Origin of the sequence: Oligoflexus sp., from assembly GCF_035638955.1 — a bacterium.
In the GTDB taxonomy this organism is placed as follows: Bacteria; Bdellovibrionota_B; Oligoflexia; order Oligoflexales; family Oligoflexaceae; genus Oligoflexus.
Window position 1 is genome coordinate 1 of record NZ_DASQYZ010000051.1, and the last position, 21,466, is coordinate 21,466.

19 protein-coding genes are annotated in these 21,466 nt (G+C 53.7%); 11 read left to right on the top strand and 8 right to left on the bottom strand.

Features of this window, described 5'->3' with window-relative positions; translation table 11 throughout:
* The coding region (locus VE954_RS05305; RefSeq protein WP_324950422.1) for a hypothetical protein at window positions 1–183 on the bottom strand (183 nt) is incomplete at its 3' end.
* Window positions 184–375: 192 nt separating this feature from the next.
* On the opposite strand from VE954_RS05305, the gene VE954_RS05310 reads away from it, so the two are divergent.
* Window positions 376–891, top strand: coding sequence for a DUF4442 domain-containing protein (locus VE954_RS05310; protein WP_324950424.1), 516 nt, complete (start codon window positions 376–378; stop codon window positions 889–891).
* Here the strand turns inward: VE954_RS05310 and VE954_RS05315 are convergent.
* Window positions 881–1,891 (bottom strand): hypothetical protein, encoded by a 1,011-nt coding sequence (locus VE954_RS05315; RefSeq protein WP_324950426.1) that lies wholly within the window; start codon window positions 1,889–1,891, stop codon window positions 881–883. The genes VE954_RS05310 and VE954_RS05315 overlap by 11 nt on opposite strands.
* Window positions 1,892–2,018: 127 nt before the next feature.
* Between VE954_RS05315 and VE954_RS05320 the strand changes: the two genes are divergently transcribed.
* From VE954_RS05320 to VE954_RS05355, 8 genes are all read left to right on the top strand, one after another.
* A complete protein-coding gene (locus VE954_RS05320; RefSeq protein ID WP_324950428.1) occupies window positions 2,019–3,545 on the top strand; it encodes a DNA cytosine methyltransferase in 1,527 nt (508 codons plus the stop codon).
* Entirely contained in the window at window positions 3,472–3,888 is a 417-nt protein-coding gene (locus VE954_RS05325; protein WP_324950430.1) for a very short patch repair endonuclease, read from the top strand. Before VE954_RS05320 ends, VE954_RS05325 begins: the two co-directional genes overlap by 74 nt.
* A gap of 66 nt (window positions 3,889–3,954) precedes the next feature.
* Window positions 3,955–4,980 (top strand): alpha/beta fold hydrolase, encoded by a 1,026-nt coding sequence (locus tag VE954_RS05330; protein WP_324950432.1) that lies wholly within the window; start codon window positions 3,955–3,957, stop codon window positions 4,978–4,980.
* A 150-nt stretch (window positions 4,981–5,130) separates the two neighbouring features.
* On the top strand, window positions 5,131–5,586 hold the full coding sequence (locus VE954_RS05335; RefSeq protein ID WP_324950434.1) for a hypothetical protein: 456 nt from the start codon (window positions 5,131–5,133) through the stop codon (window positions 5,584–5,586).
* Between the two features lie 186 nt (window positions 5,587–5,772).
* Entirely contained in the window at window positions 5,773–6,582 is an 810-nt protein-coding gene (locus tag VE954_RS05340; protein WP_324950436.1) for a hypothetical protein, read from the top strand.
* Between the two features lie 32 nt (window positions 6,583–6,614).
* Window positions 6,615–6,752, top strand: coding sequence for a hypothetical protein (locus VE954_RS05345; RefSeq protein WP_324950438.1), 138 nt, complete (start codon window positions 6,615–6,617; stop codon window positions 6,750–6,752).
* A 267-nt stretch (window positions 6,753–7,019) separates the two neighbouring features.
* Window positions 7,020–8,675, top strand: coding sequence for a hypothetical protein (locus VE954_RS05350; RefSeq protein WP_324950441.1), 1,656 nt, complete (start codon window positions 7,020–7,022; stop codon window positions 8,673–8,675).
* 130 nt (window positions 8,676–8,805) lie between these two features.
* Entirely contained in the window at window positions 8,806–13,284 is a 4,479-nt protein-coding gene (locus VE954_RS05355) for a LamG-like jellyroll fold domain-containing protein (protein ID WP_324950443.1), read from the top strand.
* 78 nt (window positions 13,285–13,362) lie between these two features.
* On the opposite strand, the gene VE954_RS05360 is transcribed toward VE954_RS05355, so the two are convergent.
* The 5 genes from VE954_RS05360 to VE954_RS05380 all read right to left on the bottom strand — a co-directional run bounded on the left by VE954_RS05360 (window position 13,363) and on the right by VE954_RS05380 (window position 18,169).
* Window positions 13,363–14,055 carry a response regulator gene (locus VE954_RS05360; RefSeq protein WP_324950445.1) on the bottom strand — a complete coding sequence of 231 codons (693 nt, stop codon included), beginning with the start codon at window positions 14,053–14,055 and terminating at the stop codon, window positions 13,363–13,365.
* A 107-nt stretch (window positions 14,056–14,162) separates the two neighbouring features.
* Complete coding sequence (locus tag VE954_RS05365; protein WP_324950447.1) at window positions 14,163–14,963, bottom strand: alpha/beta hydrolase; 801 nt, start codon at window positions 14,961–14,963, stop codon at window positions 14,163–14,165.
* Between the two features lie 71 nt (window positions 14,964–15,034).
* Window positions 15,035–15,949: an EamA family transporter RarD gene (rarD, locus tag VE954_RS05370; protein WP_324950449.1), complete on the bottom strand. Its 915-nt coding sequence runs from the start codon at window positions 15,947–15,949 to the stop codon at window positions 15,035–15,037.
* The gene (locus tag VE954_RS05375; RefSeq protein WP_324950451.1) at window positions 15,946–17,043 is read right to left on the bottom strand and encodes a hypothetical protein; all 1,098 of its coding nucleotides are present in this window, start codon (window positions 17,041–17,043) and stop codon (window positions 15,946–15,948) included. The genes rarD and VE954_RS05375 overlap by 4 nt, the downstream gene beginning before the upstream one ends.
* Window positions 17,044–17,179: 136 nt before the next feature.
* Window positions 17,180–18,169 (bottom strand): hypothetical protein, encoded by a 990-nt coding sequence (locus tag VE954_RS05380; RefSeq protein ID WP_324950453.1) that lies wholly within the window; start codon window positions 18,167–18,169, stop codon window positions 17,180–17,182.
* A 321-nt stretch (window positions 18,170–18,490) separates the two neighbouring features.
* Here VE954_RS05380 and VE954_RS05385 point away from each other — a divergent pair, with 321 nt between their 5' ends.
* Window positions 18,491–19,057: a hypothetical protein gene (locus tag VE954_RS05385; protein ID WP_324950455.1), complete on the top strand. Its 567-nt coding sequence runs from the start codon at window positions 18,491–18,493 to the stop codon at window positions 19,055–19,057.
* 195 nt (window positions 19,058–19,252) lie between these two features.
* Here the strand turns inward: VE954_RS05385 and VE954_RS05390 are convergent, their stop codons facing one another.
* Entirely contained in the window at window positions 19,253–19,672 is a 420-nt protein-coding gene (locus VE954_RS05390; RefSeq protein ID WP_324950457.1) for a hypothetical protein, read from the bottom strand.
* Between the two features lie 283 nt (window positions 19,673–19,955).
* Between VE954_RS05390 and VE954_RS05395 the strand changes: the two genes are divergently transcribed.
* Window positions 19,956–21,200, top strand: coding sequence for an HD-GYP domain-containing protein (locus tag VE954_RS05395; protein ID WP_324950459.1), 1,245 nt, complete (start codon window positions 19,956–19,958; stop codon window positions 21,198–21,200).
* The last annotated feature ends 266 nt before the right edge of the window (window positions 21,201–21,466 follow it).

The window sequence follows — 21,466 nt, forward strand, 5'->3', positions numbered from 1 at the left end:
TTCCGCTGTAGAACGCAGCTCATGGAAGGCCCTTGTTTCGCCTTGAATATGCTCTTCAATATGACGTCGAAACGCATAATACGCAGGATCGCTGGCATGCTCATGCCGATCGTCCCTACGCTCTCCGCCGAAGATATCAGCCGGATCGTCCATTTCGCGCCACCGTTTTTTCTTACGTGCCATGATCCCTCCGTGCACATAAGGATTCCTGCTTTCAGTGTAGCGCGGAAACTTCTGACCGGGAGGGCTTATCCAAAGGCACATTTTGCCCCATGGAACCCGGCAAAACCTGATCCATCACCTGACGCCTTGATTTAAAACCCGCAAAAGGGCTATTGTGGGACCCCTGATGGAACCCTTTTGGAAAGAGCGGCTATGGCACTCAATATTCAAGATCTGATGAAACAGCTCCGCAACTGGAACAATGGTTCGCGAAATATAGCCAAGGAAGGCTGGGATACCCTGAGCCGCTTGCCACGTGGCAAGTACATCTATAGCTACTTGATCGGACGTTACGCGCCTTATACAGGCAGCATCAAGGCTGTCATCGAGGAATTGAGCACGGGTCATTCCGAGGTCGTGCTCAAGGATACGCCCAATCTCCGCAATCACCTGCAGAGCATCCATGCCGTGGCCTTGGCCAATCTCGCAGAATTGACCGGTAATATCGCGTTATCCTACAGCATGCCTGCCGACGCGCGATTTATCGTCAGCAAAATGGAATTGGAGTACGTGAAAAAAGCCCGTGGCACGGTCACCGGCGTCTGTGATTGCCCCGTGCCGACCAGTAACGCAAAGAAAACCTATCTCGTGCCTGTGCGCATCGTGAATGATGCGGGTGAAGTGGTTTGCAAGGCCACGCTTCATTCCCTGGTCGGGCCTAAGAAGTAAGACCCTGGAGTTCCGCAGGAAACCCGAAAAGACTCGCTGTTCCACCGGAATGTAAGATCAACACGCGATCCTCGGGCGTCCATTCCGGCTGCGTTTCCCGCACCTGCATAAAAAGTTTTGCCGAGTAGATGGGATCGAGGAGGACTCCGCAGTCCTGCGCCGTGCGTGCAATCTCCTGAAATACAGCCTGATTGGTGGAGCCAAAGGATTTCGCGAGGCTCGGCACGTGGCAGCGGAAGGAAGCCAAAGGAATGTCCCTCTGCAGAACCGCTGCAAGTTCATCCCGCCTGCGTTCCAGATCCTGCGTAAAGCTATCCTGATTGCCGGCACAGAGCAAAACTTCACACAGCGCCGAGCTCTGCAAGAGCCCCAGACCGATAATCATCGCCTGCGCTGTGAGTCCGGTGCCCGCATCGATCCAAATTTTCGAAAAACTGAGGCCACTTTCCCGCTGCTGCTGGTCCAGATCAAGCGGCAGACTCAAGGCTCCCCAAAGGGCTTCCAACTGCGCTCCGCCCTCACGCACCACAAAAACCTTGCGACCAGCCGCCGTGAGCGCCTCGGCACGTTGCTGGGCCAAATTCTCTATGTTGGGCCAGGCGGAGCGACTCACGATTTCAAGAGAAGCCGAGGGAACCAAAAGCGGCCACAAAAGATCGGGCCCATGTCGATGACGCGGACTCCCCTCTTTGACCAATAGTCGCACATCTCGACCAAGTTCCCGCCCCAGCTGCACAAGGCCGAGCAGAAACTGCGAACGACTGCCACCCCAGGCCAGGATGGTGTCGGCTTGCTCCTGTTTCACGGCGTAAGCGAGCCCCTGCAATTTCCGCCATTTGCTGCCGTAAAGCCCGAACTCGTCATCCCGCTTCAACCAGACCTGTTCCGACCAGGCCCGCAGAGGATGCACTCGACTGCTCAGCCAGAAACCCGTTCGGCCGCCACGCAAAGGCGAGTCCTGAAGATGCCGCAGCACCTCCTCCTGCCATGTCTCACGCAAATCAGTTACCCCCCTCGCCTTTCCAACACAACATGGGATTGAAACATATTCAGGAAAGTCACTCAACTCGGACTGCAAGCTGTGCTACCCTCCCCGGGTTGATTCATTTCGCCTTTGGGGAGGGTACATGCGACCCGGTTTGATACAGTCGAAACTTCAGAGGTATGCCGCAGGTGAGTCCCTGCGCGTGCTCGATCTTTTCGCAGGCTGTGGCGGCATGTCCCTGGGCTTCCATCGGGCTGGGTTTGAAATTGCCGCTGCGATTGAGTTTGACCGCCTGGCTGCGGCTTCCCATGCCCTGAATTTTGAGGGTCTGACGCTGGCTGAGGTGTCCAGCAAAACCGCGAATTTTGCCCGCGATATCACCACAACCCCTCCCGCCGAAGCCGTGGCCCATCGGCAGCAGCCGTTGGCCGAAGCCATTGATATCATCATCGGCGGCCCGCCCTGCCAGGCCTTTGCACGCGTTGGCCGAGCCAAGCTGCGAGAAATCCAGGATCACCCGGATGCCTATCTTCGCGATCCACGCGCTCAACTTTATCTGAGCTATCTCGAATATGTGCAGGCCCTCAAACCGCTGGCCGTTCTGGTGGAAAATGTTCCTGACGTTTTGAATCACGGTGGCCTGAATATCGCGCACGAGATTTGCGAATCCCTGCAGGAACTCGGTTATGATTGCCGTTATACGCTGCTCAACAGCGTTCATTATGGTGTACCGCAGATGAGAGAGCGAATGTTTCTGCTCGCCGTGCGCAAGGAGCTGAAACAGACCATCACCTTCCCCCAGCCGACCCATTATTTGCAATTGCCCAAGGGTTATGCGGGGACACGGCGAACGGCATTGAAAACCCTGGAAAAGCTCGCCCATTCCGACAGCTTTTTCGATGAGACCCCGCTGCCTGATCCTCACCTGCCAGCAGCCGTGACGGCGGCGGAAGCACTGGCTGATCTGCCTTTGATCACGGGTCACCTGGATGGTTCGCTGAAACGCGGAGCCCGGCGCTTTACCGAGGGTGTGGCCTATCATGATCGGGATCCGAGCGCGTACGGATTTTTGATGCGACACTGGCCTGGATTTGAATCAACGGGGAGTATCAGCGATCATGTGATCCGTTCTCTGCCGCGTGACTATAAAATTTTTCGGGCCATGAAGGCCGGGGATCAATACCCTGAGGCCGTGGCCGTGGCGGAAAAACTTTTGAAAGCGGAGGCCACGCGTCAACGCCTGACCACCCAGTCGAAGGCTTACAAGGATCTGCGTAAGGACTTCGTTCCCCCGTATGATCCAGGCAAATTTCCCAATAAATGGCGCAAAATGTCGGCGGCCGAACCGGCTCGCACGCTCATGGCGCATCTGGGCAAAGACAGCTATTCGCATATACACTACGATGGCCAGCAGGCGCGGACCATTTCGGTGCGCGAAGCGGCTCGTTTGCAGTCGTTTCCCGATGGATTCCGATTCGTCGGCACCATGAACCCGGCCTTCAAACAGATTGGTAATGCGGTTCCGCCTCTCATGGCTTATGCGCTGGCGCAAACGATCAAGGCCGCCCTTGATGCTGTGGCGGCGAGGAGTCTCTATGAGCGACGTCATGACCCGCGAGCAGAGACTGAATTGCATGCGGCGTATCCAGGCTCGTCACACCGGACCTGAACAAAAAGTTGAGGCCCTGCTCGAGCGCTGGGGTTTTGCTTACGAAACCCATGTTCTCCACCTTCCCGGCCGACCGGATTTTGTATTTCCTGATCGGTCCCTGGTTCTCTTCGTCCACGGTTGCTTCTGGCATCGGCATAGCTGTCATGAAGGGCAACCGTGGCCCAAACAAAATGCCGGATTCTGGCGACGGAAACTGAGCGGGAATCAAGCGCGCGATCTGCGGCTTCAGGCCAAGCTACGTTCCCTTGGGTGGCACGTTGGGGTGATTTGGGAATGTGAGACGAAAAAGCCTGAGCAGCTGGAACCAAAACTTTTGACCTGGCTCCTCCACGCCTCCTAGGATGGTGAGTCAAGTCACTCTACGCTAGAATGGGAGTTACGCCACGAAAAGCACGAGGAAACTCCCATGCGTCGAACTTTGTCCGGATGGCCTCTGCTTTTGGTCCTTGGAGTCTGTTCGATTCTATTACTCGGCCTGCTCTATTTTATCAGCGGCGCTTTGATCTTCGGCGGCCGCACGGCCTCCCAATACGACCGTCCCCAGGAACCGGTTTGCAACGACTGGTACCAGAAGGAGGTTCTGCGCGACCATCGATCGCCTGAAGTCCAGTCCGCTTCTTCGATCCGCATTCCAACCTGTGACCAGGCTGTGGCCTGGCCCCGCCGCACTGAAATGTTATCCACGGAAGAAGGTCTCCGGGTTCGGCTCGTCATGCCTGAAATGCCGGAAGCTCAGGCGATCTGGATCCATGTGCACGGCATCACCGACAGCTATTTGAACGGCATGCGCTTTACCGATCTGGCCCGACGCGAAGGTTTCCAGCTCCTCTTGCTGGAGTTGCAAAACCACGGCGGCTCGGAACGTCACTCTCAGGGTTCATCCTGGGGCTGCCGGGAAAAATTTGATCTGCTCGCCGCTTTAGATTATGTGCAAAAGACCTGGCCGCAGAAACCCATTCTGCTGTCTGGCACATCGATGGGCACCATGACCATCACCCAGGCGGCTTTGACAAGGCCGGACGCCTTCCAGTCCGTGCGCGGCATCATCTTTGAATCGCCCCTCTCCACGTTTGCTAACCTGAGTGAGCGCTTCTGTGGCAAGACCGGTGCCGTCTGTGGCTTTGTCTTTAAAAAAGTGATTCCGCTGTTGACCCCGCTCCGGACTGACACCGATTTTCATAGCTGCTTTCGACATCCTGATCCGCCGACTGATATTCCCACCGAGCTCTGGCTGAGTCATGAGGAATTCAAAACACCGGAACACATCGAGCTGGCATCCGAGATGCCGGGGCACCGCAACGTGAAGGTTTACATTTTCTCTAAAGGCACGCATTCCGCTTACTACGGTTATAATCCCGATGACTTTGAAAACGCGCTCCGTACGTTCTGGCAGAGTGTAAATAAAGTAAGTCAATCTAACCATGTTCCGTGAACGAGTGAAGTGTTCTGTTCCGTGCTATCCTCCTGAAATTATAAGATCGAAATAGCTCACAGAACACTTCGTTCTTTGAGTCTTGCCTGAATTTTCGGGTGATGTAGGATGGCCTGAGTGTGAAGGAAATTACGCTAAGAGGAACACCTTATGAAAATCGTACAATCCATGTTACTGGCCCTTTCATTCTTCGGTCCCGCTGCCCTTATCAGCACCTCCGCTCAAGCGGATGAAGTCGATTGCTATGCACCTGAAACTGATGAAATCGATGCAGCCTGCTCACTGATGGGCGTGGCGCGTCTCGGCCTCAACGCTGTGAACGATCTGGCTTCTGATCCCAGCGCTGACTTGAATAACGCCAAACGCTACTGCCAGGCGATCATCAACGGTTCTTACCGTCTGGCGAACCTCCTGCATAATGGGGCGGCGGATGACGCTGTCCAGGCTCAACTGAACAGATTGGAAACCACTGTGCTGCAACTGGATGCCACCAAACGCAAACTGCAGGTCCGTTACCCAGGCAATCCCAACGTCATCAGCCGACTGACCCGTGTTCGTGGAACTTACCTTGTTTTGCAAGCCTTGCTGCTTCCTGACCAAGAGTAAGTTTTAAGATAAATGAGAGAATCAGGGACCTGCCTGTCTTATCACGAAGGTTGAGGAGCACTCCTTCTGGTGAGCCCCTGGTTCTCGTTTTGCGTAGCCCGCTGATTTTCCTCGCCCTTTGACCCCCCCTTAAGTTTTCATCACGACTGACCGATAAATCCATTACCACCATTCTAGGGGTCAACCATGCGACACAGTTGGACTCTGCTTGTTCTCTCGATGGGCATGCTCATAGGCTGCTCAGGCGGAAATTTCGCAGGAGGATCCGGCCAAGGATCAGCTCCTGGCGGCGGCATTTCCGGAAGCGAGGGCAGCATTGATGTGAATGGCAGCGGTGACGCCAACGGGTCCGATCCTGGCAGCCCTGCACCTTTGCCCCCGATCGACCAGATCACGGCGCTCAAAGAAAAATGTGCAAAAGCCGCCGAAGCGAGCTTTAAATTCGCTGAACAAGCGATTACCTATCCGGAACGGAAGACCTGTTCATTTGGGGCGAATTCCAATCTGGCCCGCAAGGACGCCTTTGTTCAGGCTTCAGAAATGTCGCCTGCGACTTTGAATTTGCCAGCAGGCGAAATCTGTAGCATCACCATCGACTCGCCGGCTGACGCACGCCTGCATTACGATGACTTTTTGATTCTTGCCATTGATTCGCGCATTGTGTTCCTGAGCAATGGTGGACTCACCAGTTACCTGGACGCGCCTCAGCAAGGAATTCTCACCTGGGACTTCAGCAAGGTCGTCGGTAAATCGATTCAGAATTTTGAAGCGCCCGCCTATTGCCTTGGCAAAGGTGTGGCTTGTACGCTGCCCGGCCATGATAAGGAAGGCCCGGTTGCCTTGAATCTGACGCCGAACGAGATCGCTCCCATCGCGGCTGCCATCTCCGGCAAAGCGTCGGTGAGTATGAACCTTGTCGCCACGGGCGATAACGATGATACCGACTGCTTTCATACAGCGCTGGCGGTTAAAGTGAAAATCAAGTATTTACCCTAAGACTTTCGATAACGACGAGGAGGAGCTGCTGCATGCTGCTGGAGATCGATTTTGCCAAGAAAAAGAAAAAGCCAGCGCCACCACCGGCCGTTGTGATGCCGCTTCCCGTTTTGGATGCCAGGACGCGCAAGAATGGGAAAAAGAATGAGCATCTCACGCTCTCCATTTGAAGCCTGGGATGTGGCGGTTACCAGGCTTTCCATTTAAAGCCTGCGATGTGGCGGCTTCCGCGCGTCGTGAGCACCACGCTCGCATCTGAAACTTTCCTTACGAAATAGCAAAACTTTGAGGTCAGGGCGAATCTTCCGCCCTGAATTTTTTTTGATCTGGCCCATCCAACCCACTCTGGTCTTTGGCTATTTCTGTCCTTTTTAACAAAACCCGCCTCCTCGTTCCGGTCCTCCGAAGAACTCCTCGATGCCGTCAGGAGAACTTCGATGTCTGGAAAAATTGGCTTTGCCCATTTCAATCTATTCGAAAGCCGCTCGGTCTCGGAGTTTGATGCTTATAAAAAGCTTGAGCGCCGACTGGAGCCCAATGGAGTTGTCAAATCCCTCGCGGAAAGCCATCCCAACCAGCCGCCCATCCGAACTGAGGCGCCTGGACTCAACGTCACTCCCGACAAGCTCATGTATAGACTGGCCTCGGAGCTTGCGCCGTGGATGGATGAATTCCATACCCGCATCCTGGATCGGGCTCGTATCCGCGAACGCCTCAAGATGATCGAGCGTAACCGCTTGCAAAATGATGGAGCGGAACTTAAATACTATCGCCATGTCGATCTTTTGGATGCCTGGATCACCGAGCTGCTGTTCGAACGCGTGTACCGGCGGATCGGACGCGAGCACGCCATGTTCTTGAAGGTGGCGCAACGGGAATGGCTGCAAACAGAACAATTCAACCAGGCCGTCCGGGAACAGCGTATCGCCGACGCCAACGTTTACCCTGAACTGCACCTCAAGGAATTGGTTCATCCCTACCGCTTTGAAATTAAAATTCCCAATGAAAAAAAATCTCTGGAGAAGCTCGAAGAGCGTATCCACGATCAACGGCACATCGTGCAGGATTTGAAAGTCCATTCTCACGAGCTGCGGCGCGTGCTGCATGACATTATTTTTGACGAGGTCAAGCTCCTTCTGACCCAGCAGTACAGCACCCGACGCGAACACTACGACAAGCAGGGTCGCTGGCATATGCGCGATGTTCAGCAGGCCTTTGAAAAAGCCTGGATGCACGCCTGGGATAGCCGTGACACATTCCGTGAACTTGTGCGACGAGGCATATTTGAGCAGGCGGAAGTTTATCCCCGCCTCTTCCGCAAGGCGATTCGTGATCCCTTTGAAATTGAAATCCGAAAGCCCAATCAAAAGGATCAGTTTACAAAAATCCAGGAGCATGTCGATCTCGAACGCAAAGAAGTGGCTTTGCTGCGCCTGGAAGAAGAAGCGGATCGTCAGCTCCTGAAAAACAACAAGCTGGAACTGGCCGCCTATCGCCTTGTGTCCGCAGAAAATATTGAAGAGCAGCGATTGAACAGTGAATGGCAGAAGCACGTTCTGGTGGAACGTCGCGACAAGGGCGCGCTCGAACGCCGCGAATATATCTATGACGCCAAACGAGTGGAAAGCCAGGGCTATCAGCTATTGGCCGGACGCATGATTCCCCAGCCCCGATTCGGTATTGATGCGGACATCATCACGCGTGTGCCCCTGACGATGGGTCTCAATGGTGATCCTCGCGCTCCCGAGCACGTGGCCCCCACCCCGCTCCTGATGGTGCCGCAGCAGCAGAAGGATAACTGGCAGAAGTTGCGTGCTGTTCAGGAGGAGGAGCAACACCATGTCTTCAATGACAACCAACAGGGCTGGAATGACAAAACGCAAAGCGTGCGGCAGAACCTGGCGGCACTGGAGTATGGTGAACAGAAAGCCAAGGAACTTCACCGTAGCGAGGTCAAACCAGAAACAGCTGACCCGGGTCCACGCGAGGCTAAGGAACTCATACCTCGCGCCGCATCCATTCCTGATTTAAAGCTGGTTTCATCTGATCCGGCTCCCCAATCAGAGCCAAAACTTACCAAAAAGAAAGAGTAAAAGGAGATTTAAACATCCGTGATAATGCGTAATTTTCCATCTACTCCATCCTGATTAGAATTCTTTAAAGATTCAGTCCAACCCTCCGAAAGTATGGAATAGATGACTGATCTTTAAGAGGACTGCAAACATGAAGACTTTGCGAGCTGCCCAACGAACACGAACGGCCCTCCTTGGCATGATCATCATGCCCTTGGCCTTTGCGTGCGGGCAATCGGATAGCTTTAAGAGTCTGGAAGAAACCAAGGCTTTGCTGACCGGTGAAGACACCATACCCATCCTGACTCGACCCGCTGCCCTCAACAAGGTCCTGACCGAGAATACTTTCAAACTCGACTTCAATAATGAACGTACCGGCGATGACACCGATATGAAATACAGCTGCACCTTCGATCGCGCGATCGATGGCAGCGTAAGCGGCAGTTCCTGCGATGATCTCCCTTTCGGACCCTTGGCCAAGTTTGATACGGCGACCGGGAAACTCACCTGGGGCCCCCTGGAAACAGCGGGTGCCTTTGAATTAAAAGTGGAAGGCAAGAACAAGGCAGGCACGGATAGCGTCGTCTTCGGTGTGGATGTGTCTCTGAATAATCTTCCCAAACTCGACCGCATTACGGATCAGACCATAGCCGCTCTGAAGACCCTGGCTGTTAAGCCTGTTAACAAACACGAGGGTGCGAGCACCAATCTTTCCTATTCCTGCCGCTTTGATAAAGTCATTGATGAAACCATGACAACCACCGAAGAATGTCGGAATCTGCCTGGCGATCCTGCGATCAAATTTGATACCCAAAGCGGTATATTGAGCTGGATCCCACCTGAATCCGCTGTCGGTGACTATGAGTTTGAGATTACGGCGAAGAATGATTACGGCTCGGACTCCAAAGTCTTTGCGGTTAAGGTCGGCAACAGTGAAACCAAAAAAGTTCTCTTGAGTTATGTGCGGGACCAGGTTTTAGTGTTCGGCGAAACGCTGAGTGTGGATGTGACCAACACCATCACCAACAGCGATGATGGCGTCAGCTATACCTGCTATTACGATGCGCTGGCCGACGGCAGTGTCAATGATCTTCTGAGTTGCGACCTCCTGCCCGGCGTTCCTGCGCAAAAATTCAATCCCCTGACCGGCGTTTTGAATTGGACACCGTCCCTTCAGCAAAATACCGATGTGGAAATCAAAATCAAAGGCTTGAAACAAAGCGACACCGACAATCAGGTGTTTGTCGTGTCCCTCTCGGCACAACGCTTCGGTGAAGTGGGGAACTCGGCCCTGGTATTTGATCCCACCAGTTGGGATTTTGGCTCGGTGGCTTTGAATGCAACGTCCACACCGAAAACGTTTATTATTACCAACAACGCTTCATCGGATGTGTACCTCGGTTCCATTTCCAGCACAGCCACGGATTTCATTGTCAACTGGAACTCCTGTCCGGTGCCACCACAAAAATTGGCCTCACTGGCCACATGCCAGGTGAATGTCAGCTTCAGGCCCAACACATCGGGGCAGTTGGGCGCTTCAATTGTTACGCGCTTTGGACGCTCCGCCGCGGCCGCGACCGATTACAACTCGGTCCTGGGCCTGTCAGGACGTGGCGTGGGTACCATGACCTTTGCCGGACTTGATACGATCACAGGTATAACGCACAAGAGTTTGACCCTGAACTGGGCCTCAACGCCAGCAGCTGCCTCGTTTTTGATTTTCCAGGTGTCTGGGAGCAACCTCCTTTATCTGGAAACCCTGGTGAACGCCGGCGGGACCGTGACGAGCAAGACTCTCGACAACCTTACACCCAATACGGCCTATACCTTCCGTGTGCGCGCCACTGACTTCGTGGGTGTCGTGGACAGCAATACCGCTAACGTTACGGCGACCACATTGGTCAACCGCACACCCAGCGTGAGCGATGGCCCATCGGGCTGGCAAGTCTATTCCGGACGCACAGTGGCGGCCTTGGATTTCAACGATAATTACAGTGGCAATGATTCCGACCGTGACGGCGATACGATCAGTTATACCTGTCACTTCGATAGTTCCATCGATGGCAGCGTTGCAGTGACCAACGTTTGCCCCGATCTCACGAACATCGATGGATCGCACCCTACCTTCAACCAATTCACCGGAATCCTGGCAGGATGGAAACCGCGGGTTGCTGACGAAAATCTTAGCTTTGAATTCAAGATAACCGGCACTGACTTTTATGGTCTCTCCACTTCGACGACATTTTCTACGACTGTCGTCAACGGCGCTCCGACCATCAATAACGTGACCGATAAGGTCTTCCCATCCTATTATCTGCAGTCGAACGAGACCTTTAGTCTCGGCTTCGATAATATTCGCTTCTCGCCCTATAGCGACACCGACATGACCTATACCTGTACCTTTAAGCGTCTGACGACCACGGATAGCGCGTCGGCTGCCTGCACCGGGTTACCGGGGACTTTCACCTTGGGTTCGGGAACGGGTGATTTCAACTGGCTGCCTGGGACATCAGGCGTGGGCGCTTATGAATTTTCAATAACCGGAACCAACCTTGTGGGAAGCATTACCAGGACGTTTAAGGTTGATATTTTGCCCGGGATTGATGATACCCAGTGGCTTTTCCACGTCGACGCTCGGTTTGCGGATACGTTCCGCGGCGGTCAAAACTCATTGGCGTCCACCACCAAGTGGTATGATCTGACGTCAGCCGGCATCCTGGGAACCCTTAATAACTTTAATGCTGCTGCGGCCTGGGTCGGTTCTACAGCCAGCAACAACCCAATGGCGCTGGTGTTTGACGGCAGCAATGACTATGTGAGCTTCGCTACGGATTTCAATACCCAAACGTCCTTGCATTTCGACGGTTGGTTTTATCAGGGCACCAATGCTCGGGAAAAAGTGATTTTTTCCCAGGGTAATACCACGGAAAACGGGATTATTCTCACCGACCGGCGCCTCTGGCTGGGCAACGGAACCAACGCCTCTTACTCGACAGCGGTTATGAACAGCACGCCTGCCATATATTGGAAATTTGACGATATCTCGGGTAGCACGGCGGTGGATAGCAGTGGCAACAGTCGCACCGGTCTCGTCACTAACCCAGTCAACGTCAGCAACAATGTTGATGACGCCGTATTCAACATGTCCAGCGCCGGTATTCTGACAACATCCACGGGCTATATTCGTCCCCAAGCAGCGTATACCCTGGGTGCGAATTGGACGATTGAATCCTGGTTTTACTATCCCTTCCCCAGTAACTGCGCCGGATCCGGCGGCTGGTGTACCCTTGCACGGGGCAATACGGTCGCCGATCATCAGATCATCGTGCAACAGAACACCATGGCGCTTGGAGTGTGGAAAGGCAAGGCTGCAGTGACGACACCGGCGAACGGGTTTCTAACGTCGGGCTATTCGCTGCTGAACCTGACCCGCGGCTGGCATCATCTGGTCGCCGTCGGATCTTCAAACACGACGACGTTTTATGTCGATGGCTCGGCGGTCGGCAGCCCGATCGCGTATCAACCTCAGGATGATCTCTATTTTGTGGGCGGCATAGGCAGCCAGGCGTTTGGTCGGGTGGATGAGTTTGCCGTTTATAACACGGCACTCACGGGTGCAGCGATTCAAGCGCATTATACGGCGGGTAACAAATCCTTCTGTTCCTATTCCATGAATGATGGCTACTGGTATAACCTTGCCGGTACCATCGACGACGCATCCAACGCGGTGAACCTTTACCTGAATGGTTCCCGTGTATGTTCCTTTACCAAGAGCTCAGGAAAAACTCTGGCCGGGAGTACCGCGAGTTTGACCCTGGGACGTTCCTCGGTCGGTGCCTCGACCTCCTGGGCAGGGAAAATGTCGTCATTGATTTTTTATAACGATGCGGCCACTGGCAATATTGAAAGTAACCACACAGCGACGAGCAGTCTCTATAGCCCTCAGGTTCCCTTGCCACCAGCCGGTTTAAGGCTCTGGTTGCGGGCGGACATGGGGCTGTATTCGGACACGTTCCGCACCACAGCCGCCGCCGCAGATGGTGACCGCGTGATTGCTTGGGAAGATCAGAGCGGGACCGGTGGTGACATGCAGGTGCGCGCGAATCTGGATCAGGATACCGCACGTCCCACATTGAAGCTGGGTGCCATCAATGGTCAACCGGCCCTGGCGTTTGATGGGGTCAATGATAACCTGCAGAATGCCATATCCTATGGTTATCCTAACACCATCTTTGTGGTCGGACATTATAACGGCAGTTCACCACGCGGACGGGTCGTCAGCGGTACATCCAACAACTGGTTCATGGGATGGCACAGCGGTTTCCGTGATCGTTTCTACGCCAACACCTGGATTTACCAACCATCGCCGGTCACGGATAACAGTTGGCAGATTTATGCGACCGATCATTCGGCCAGCATTCAACGCATTTTCCGCAATAACCAGGCGCTCCAGGCCAACTCGGTGGCGAACACGCAGGGTCCTGTGGGCCTCAACCTGGGCAGTTACGCGGGGAATAATGAGTGGTCGATATCGGAAATCGCCGAAGTCATCGTGTATGAACGCGTGCTGACGGATGCCGAGCGGCAGGCTGTGTTTGCGTATCTGAACGCGCGTTATGGGATTTATTGAGACCGCAAACGTCAGTTAAGGGCAGCGGGAGGCGCGCCCCCCCTATGGGAGCCCCCATAAGGGGGCCGAGAGGAGCTGTTAAGCGACCAACGCTTTCTTCACAATTTGAACGAGGGTTTCATGATCGTAGGGCTTCAGGACCCAGCCCTGAACGCCTAGTGTTTTGGCTTTCTTGAGCACACCGACCTCACGCATCGAGGTCAGCATGACAACGGGCAGATCCTTGCGCTGGAGGCGGCCGCGAATAATCGCCAGCATCTCCACACCGTCCATATTGGGCATTTCCACGTCGCTGACCACCAGATCCACGTGACCCCCGTTCTGAAGAAAACGGATCGCCTGAGCGGCATCTGCGGCCTCGACAACGTCAAATCCACCGTTGCTGAATAAACTCCGGTTCAAGTTCCGCGTGGCTACCGATTCCGCCACAACCAAAATCGTGCGCCGGCCCGCGACGCCCGCATCGGCCAGGCGATCTTCAGCTTTGTGAAAACCGCCCTTTTCTGCCATATGGTAATAACTGGCCGCAGCATTCTTATCCATGGCCACGCCCTTGGCCCCGTGGTCCAGCATCACCCCCAAGTAGAGGGCCGCCACAGGATCGCCGGCCTTGGCGGACTTCGCATAAAGCCGCGCCGCTTCCGGGGCACTGGCGTCCGGAATTAAACCCAACTCATGCAGCATGGCAAGGGCATTCTGGGCCTCGATACTGCCATTTTTAGCATCGGCAATGAGCTCTTCTATTGGTCTTTTGCTGTAGTCATGAGTCATGGGTTGACGCTGCCTCCTGACTCGGCATCGACAGGACCCTCCCCCTGCTTAAGGGAGGCCGCCGCATGATAAATAATTGGTTAACGATATCAATGAAATACCGAGATCTAAGACGCCTGCTCACAGAAATCCCGGAGGACCTGGACCAGCTGCGTTTCATGGCCGACATGGATCTCATGGCTGGCGCCCTTGATCTCCTGCAGGGCGGCTCCCGGCACCAGACGATGCATACGTCGCGTATTGGAATGCGGCACCAGCCCATCCAATGTACCGTAAAGAAAAAGTACGGGCACGGTTGTCTCTTTCAAACGACCTCGAATGGTAAACCGCGCGGCAGCCGCAATTTGTTTTAAGACAGAGTTGAGTGGAAGACCTTCCTCATCACGAATCGCGGCCCACTGTTTCAAAATATCTTCGCCGCGAACCTTGGCCACTGCCGAAGGAATTGTGCGCGCGAGCAAGGCCTCATGCAACCGACCGCGTACCCGGCCCAGCACAATATCTTTAACCGCAAAAGGATCCACACGAAACCCAGGGTAATCCGCACTGGAAGAGTTGGCCACCATCAGCGATCGGCATCGTTCGGGATGGAGGGAACCCATCCGCAGCGCCACCATACCGCCCAGCGACAAACCAAAGACATGGGCTCGTTTGATTTTGAGCTGGTCCAGCACAGCCACGCAGTCCTCGGCAAGATCATCAATTCCATCCGCCCAGCCCATCGGCACACTTGTGCGTCCGAGTCCGCGTAAATCGATTTGAATGACTTTAAAAACTTTGGCCAGCTGTTTCTCAAAACCAAGCCAATAGCGGGAGGAACGACCCAGACCTCGCAGAATAAGCAGGGGTTCGCCTTTCCCCTGCGCGGCATAATGAATCTGTCCTGACTCTCTTTGTAAAAAAGCCATAAAGCCCTCCGATCACACGGTATCTCCAAGCCTTCAGTGTAACTCAGGAGCTTGATCGCACAAGGTTTATTTCAGTGTACGGCCGCACTCCGCCTTTTGTTGCGGTAGATCACCAGCTGCTCCACGCTTAAACCCAGGAGTGAGATCCAAATCAAACCAAAGCTCAGCATGCGGGTGCTATCAAAAGGCTCGTGATACAAAATAACGGCACAGAAAAGTTGCAAGGTAGGCGCGATGTACTGAAAAAATCCTAAAGTGGAATAGGGCAGAAGACGCGCGGCGATCCCAAAGGCAAACAGAGGAATGAGAGTGATGATCCCGCTCAAAAAGAAGAGTCCGTGCTCGCCCGCGCTTAAATCCGTCACAAACTGCGTGCCAGGATAATAGCGGTGAATGAGGAAAAAAGCGATCGGCAGCATCAGCAGAGTTTCCAAACCCAAAGAAAAAGCTGCATGAAGCGGCAGCAGCTTTTTCACCATCCCATAAAATGCGAAGCTGCAGGCCAGAATCAGCGAAATCCACGGCAGTTCACCATGGGACAACACCAGAATCGCAACCGCCACCGTCGCCAGACCAAAAGCCGCCCAGCGAAGGGCACTGAGCCGTTCCTTGAAGAAGAAAATCCCAATCACAATGTTCCCAAGCGGGTTCAGATAATAACCAAGGCTCGCCTCCACAATTCGACTTTGCGTCACGGCCCAGATATAAGTAAACCAATTCACCGCAATGAGCAGCGTGGCGATGAGGATCAGGGCCACCCGCTTTTTGCTTCGCAGATACTGCAGTTGTTCCCGCACAAAACCGCGGTAGAGCAGTCCCAAAGCAAGCAGAATCAGACACGACCAGGCCACACGAAAACCCAGCATGGCCTCGGCTGGAAACCTGAGCAGCTGCTTCCAGAAAATGGGCGTGATGCCCCAGCTGACATAAGCAACGAGCGCGTAGATGGTGCCCGCAAGGCTGGTGCGAGCCGTATGTTCGGTCATTCGGTGCCGTCCTGAAAGTTTTTCAAAAAGAGGCGGGCTACACGTCGAGCTTCGTCTTCATTCTGGGGATAATCAAGGAGTTGATAAAAAGCCTTCAGCTTTTCCAAGCGATGGATTTCCAGAGTGGCACTCCGGAAGACCTGCCAGAGAGCCAGAAGGAAAAGAGCATAGCCTCGCGGCAGGCTCTCAAAATCCTGGCCGTGGAACCCCCACGCTTCCCGCGTGAAGGCGAAATACCGCTGCATGAAGGGCACAAGCTTCGGCTGAAATTCAACCAGCGCGCCGCTGAGTGTGTCACGATTTTGCAAGTTCGCCGCATTCAGCATGCGGATCAGATAATCCGGAAAGAAAACCTGGGTGCCGATCGACTTATTCAAAGCCCCGGCCAACGTTTGATCCGCGTCCATCACATCGGCGGTTGTGACCAACGTTTCCAAACTCAAGATATCCCAGGGCATCTCGGCTCGCGGTCCGTTCAAGCCTTGATGCAGGTCCTGCGCATAGGAGTCCATGGTTTTGCGCAGCTCGACAAACTCGGCATCAGCGATTTCCAAGAGACCCGCCAGCCTTGAGAAACGTCGACGGACAGGCTGCGGCACAGCTTCCGGATACTTGTAGCCCAGATCGTGTTCAATCTCGGCCCAGGCATGCTGCAGAATCGTGCGAATCTGGATTTCAAAGGGAAAATGCTGTAACTGGGCGTCCTCGGCATGAACCACCCGGCAGACATAATGCAGAGAGCCATATCCAAAACGGCTTGGATCGCCGTGCAGGCGTTTATCAATGGAGCGCTCCATATCAACGGAGAAGTGTCGTTCAATCAGATGCGCAACGCTCTCGATGCTATCCTCGAAATAAGTCACCACCCGCAGGCCGATCACATCGGTGATGTCCTCCAGACGGCTATAAATGCGGTCCGGCCGTGAGGCCTTCTGCACAAGGCTGGCCGCGGATTTGACCCGGGCGCTGATATCGTGAACGGGTATACCGCTTTCGTGCAGCAGCTGGCCCAGGCGGCGCTTCAGATCCAAGGCCTGCTGCTCCAGCACGGGTTTGCTGTGCGTATAAACGTCGATCAATTTTTGATGGTGCATAACCGGCCCTCGCGACTGGCCTGAATGAAACCAGGGTGTTGATTAGATAGTATGGATGGCTTTTTAAGGCAACGCCAAGATTAAGATGAAAAAACCCGTTGCCACGAAGGCAACGGGTTCGAGAGGGTATAAGGCATCAATTGCTGGTGAATACAACGTCGACATTAAAGAATTGATAGCTGGGGCCTGGCCCCTGAAGAATCAGCAGCATATTGGGGTTGTCGTGCAGATGGTCGGGTCCCTGCAAAACTTCGTCCCCGGTGCGGGTGACAAAACCACCATACTGTTTGCGCTCCGCTACAAAGGGCTCAAAGTCGGTTTTTTCGTCCACAAGCTGGCCTGGATGATCGGAAAAAAGGGCGTTGGCTTCGTCGAAACTCAGGCTGGAGTCAAAATCGTCTTTCACCAGGAGGTAACGGATCGAGCCCAGAGTCATGCCGTTGCATTCCGGTGATACGCCAGCCACGGGTTTGATGGCCTTTAAACAATCCAAATGGAAGACAAACCGGCCGGCACCCGTCTCACTCAAACCCACGAACTCCGTTTTACGAATGCGGAAGTTCGGAGCCAAGGAACCGTCCATCCCGGCCGCCAGCAAGGTCTTGCTGCCTTCTGTCGCTGCAGCATCGCTGCGGCTGACCGTGAAATAAACATTCTCGCTGAGTGAGGGCGTGCTGGAGAGCTGATGGTCCACATAAACATCCAGGGCTTCAAGCGACCCATCGTCTGCCGTGAAATGCAGCACATCCCCGGTTTTCCATTCCGGGTTTTGGTCGCTGATATGAAAACCTCGGTCCCCTATTTTTAAACTGGCAATCGCGATCCGGCAGCCTATGGCCTCATCAGACAGCGAGATCTTATTGTCGGCAAACGTGGCATCGACATGCCCGGTGCAGTTCACCAAGGAATAGCTGCCCTTGACGCCGGATAGCCCATCGTCAAGTTTCAAAACCGCTTTGATGGTATGTTCAGGCGCAAGATTGGTATCTGTGGCCTGTTTATCGGCGTCACCGTTCTCGTCCAATTCCTTATTCTTCAGGGCTTCGGGATCCACGCCGCAGCCCACCATAAGCTCCAGCAGCGGGATGCCCAGCACTGCAGATAATTTGTGGAGCATGGGTTGCATGGAAACTCCGTTCAATGGGTGCTCAACACTGTACATCTATTCCCATCGGGCGTTACCCCCGTCGTCTGAGCCTTGGCAGGATCTGGGTGTTTTCACTGCACTTCCCCCCATATTTTTGCAAGCGTAAGATCCTGCCTTTTTGGTAAATCGGCGGATTCTGCTGCCAGGAAATCATTCCAGCGCGCGTGATTGATTTCTTACTTCGATTAAACCTCGAAGTGTCGAGCGTTGAATTCACTCACAAAGATCACCTGCAGTTTATCCCGCCCCCCGCAGGTCCGAGAATTTGTGCGTCTTGACACTTTTGAGGAGTTTGTGTTCATGGGAAAGAAAAAAGAAAAAGCCACTGAGAGTAAGAAGACGAGCGATAAGACAGAAAAAGAAACCACAGGAGGAAGCTTTCTCGATAACCTTCGTCCCACAACCGGCAAGCCAGAAAATACTAGAGGAACTGGCAAGACTTCGGTAACCAACACGCCCACACCTACGATGAATGATAAGACGAAAAAAGTTGTCGCGGGCGGTATCGTGGCTGTGGCGATTGGAGCTTTGGCTTTGGTTGGTTTCAATATGACCAGCAGCTCTAAGCAGGCGCAGGTTGAAAATCCTGCTCCAGCCATGGTCATGGAGCAACCCGCTCGCGCGGCCAGTGAAGCCGCTGCCGCCAGCATGCTGCCACAGCCTTTGGCTCCCCAAAAAGCGCGTTTGGCTGAACCCAGCAAACCCGCTCAGGAGCTTGCCAAGCCCAGCAAAACCGCGGCCAAGAAAAGCGGAAACTTGGCGACCAAAGCCAAGACCAAAGACAGCGTGAAGAAATCCGTGGCTTCCACCAAGAAGCAAAAAGCTGCGAAGAAGTCCAAGAAGACCCTTGCTGCTAAATCCAACTAATCACGCGGAGCCTGGGCGAAGGATAGCCTTCCCCAGGTCTTCTCTGTTATTCAACTCCATAAATTGCAAATTTTCCGCAACAGGCGGGATTGCAGGCTTTGACAACTGAAGCGCATAGCAAATTTTCCGCAACAGGCGGGGTTGCAATCACCAACAACTCCCACACACAGCAAATTTTCAACAACAGTTGGAATCTCAGGCACCGATCACTTGTTTGATCAGCTGTCGACGACGCAGATTCATCATTTCGGTTTCAATCTGCCGAGGCAGGAAATTAAAATAGACCGAACCTGTGCTGGCCCCGCCCATAGTAAAGCCCTCCGATAATGCCGCAACAATCACAGCACCCGGACTCACCGGACGTCCCGAGTTCCACTCAATCAGCGAGCTGATGCGTTCGGGGACGCAGTTGTTTTTCTGCCATTGGGAAAAACGCGTGGACTTGCCAATCACACGGAGAAAGTCCACAGCATCGTTGGCTTGCTGAAGATAAAGAGCGTTGTTAAGAAAATCCTGTCTTTTTAAAAAGAAATCAGCAGCCAGGGGAGAGGTGACGCCATCGGCGGTCAAATGAGGTACCTTTTGCACCACCTCATTGAATTCCTTACGCATCATATAAGGGCTCCTTATTTCGGACAAAGATTCGTTCCAGAGGGATGACGACTCAATGCAAAAACTGCCAGCCGCATGATGAGAGGATCATGAACCCGCGGAAGGCCTTACTTTTTGAGAGGATTTAACCGGGTCAGAATGGATGAGAAAAGGCTAGCAGTTTCCGACCTTTGCCGAAGCGCCATCTGGCCCGGAGCCGAGAGTTTCGCTTCACCTTTCCGCCTGATCTGCCGATAACTTCAGGGTCTTAATCCTTTTATGGCAAATGTCGGAAAGGGTGGCACCCTTGGATAATAAGCAGCTTCAGACTTCAAAAAAATTTATCATCAAAGATTCGACGCGCAAGCGCTGTAAGATCTTCAGGGGTGATGATGCGACGATGCAGCAATTTCGTCCCATCAGTCTTGAACTCTTTTCCTATCTTTGGGAAGTGCCCACCATTGAGTTCTCGATTTATATACGGGTTGAAGAAGAGTTGATTGAATATATTCGCCCGTCCGAATTAAGCAACGAACTCCTGCAGCACGTCTGGGCCGCGAGCCTGAAAGACAACGGCGGCGTGGAAGTGTTCATTGCCAAGAAGGATTATCCTAAATTCGAGCATACTCTATCCTACGTACGAACGAGGAAGATCAATGCTCTCCTGGAGAAAGATCCCTCCCTGGACCGCAAGACCCTGGAAATTTTCAGCGATCTGAGCGGGGCCAGCCAAATGGTTCTGCGCGGCGGAGTCAATAAGCAGGTCGCCGAGCGCGTGAAAAGCGCAGCGGCCTTCATGGTTTCGCAGCTCATGGCCAATGACCTTGCCATGAGCACCCTGAGCCGGATGATTACGATCGACCCTACCCTCTATGACCATAGTGCTTCCGTCGCCATGTTCTCGACGATCATGGCCAAACAGTATATCGACCCCAAGCTGCCGTTCAAGGATGCTGAGATCATCGCCCAGTGCGGGATGTATCATGACGCCGGAAAATCCTGCATTCCGAACGCCATTCTGAATAAGCCCGGCGCATTCACGCCTGATGAATTTGAAGTCATGAAGACCCACGTCCAGTTTGGGCATAAAGAGCTGATGAATGCCATTACCAACGGAGCGCCGATCGATGAAATCGTTGCGCGGGTGGCGCTTGAGCATCATGAGCGGTTTACGGGGAAAGGCTATCCTGCAGGCAGGCGTGGCCGTTGGGAAGAGGATCAGGAGCTGGGAATTCATGTGTATTCGCGGATCATATCGATTGCGGATGCCTATTCTGCGCTACTCATGAAGCGGGTTTATAAACCAGCTCTGCCTGCGGAAAAAGCTTTGGAATTGATGGAACGTTCGGCTCCGGATGATTTCGATCCGGAGATTTTTGCGCCATTTGTAACCGGAGTCCGCTCAAGCCTGTCGACTCTGAAGAAGAAACAAGATGTGATTCAGGCCAATACCGGGGCTATTTACATGATCGATGCGGACGATACTCTGGTGAAGCAGATTCAGGAGCAGCGGAAGCAGCAGGCGGCACCTGTTGCGAAGAAGACCAGCTAACGCGATAGATACGTGTCCGCGGGCCAGCAGAGAAGCAGAACCAATATCGCTACGGGATGACCGCACGGGCTTTCTCAATGATGTGAGGCTCACATCTGGCAGGTCGTCCTTGCCCTTTGACCCGGAAATAGTTTCAGCGAAATTTTTGAAGCTTTATTTCCCATTCTTGCCCCCCCTAACTTTGATACTACTGGCCGACCAGGTATGCTTCTCTCTTGGGTCAACCCAAGAAGCGTCACGCGACCGGGTCCCAATATTTTCTTGTT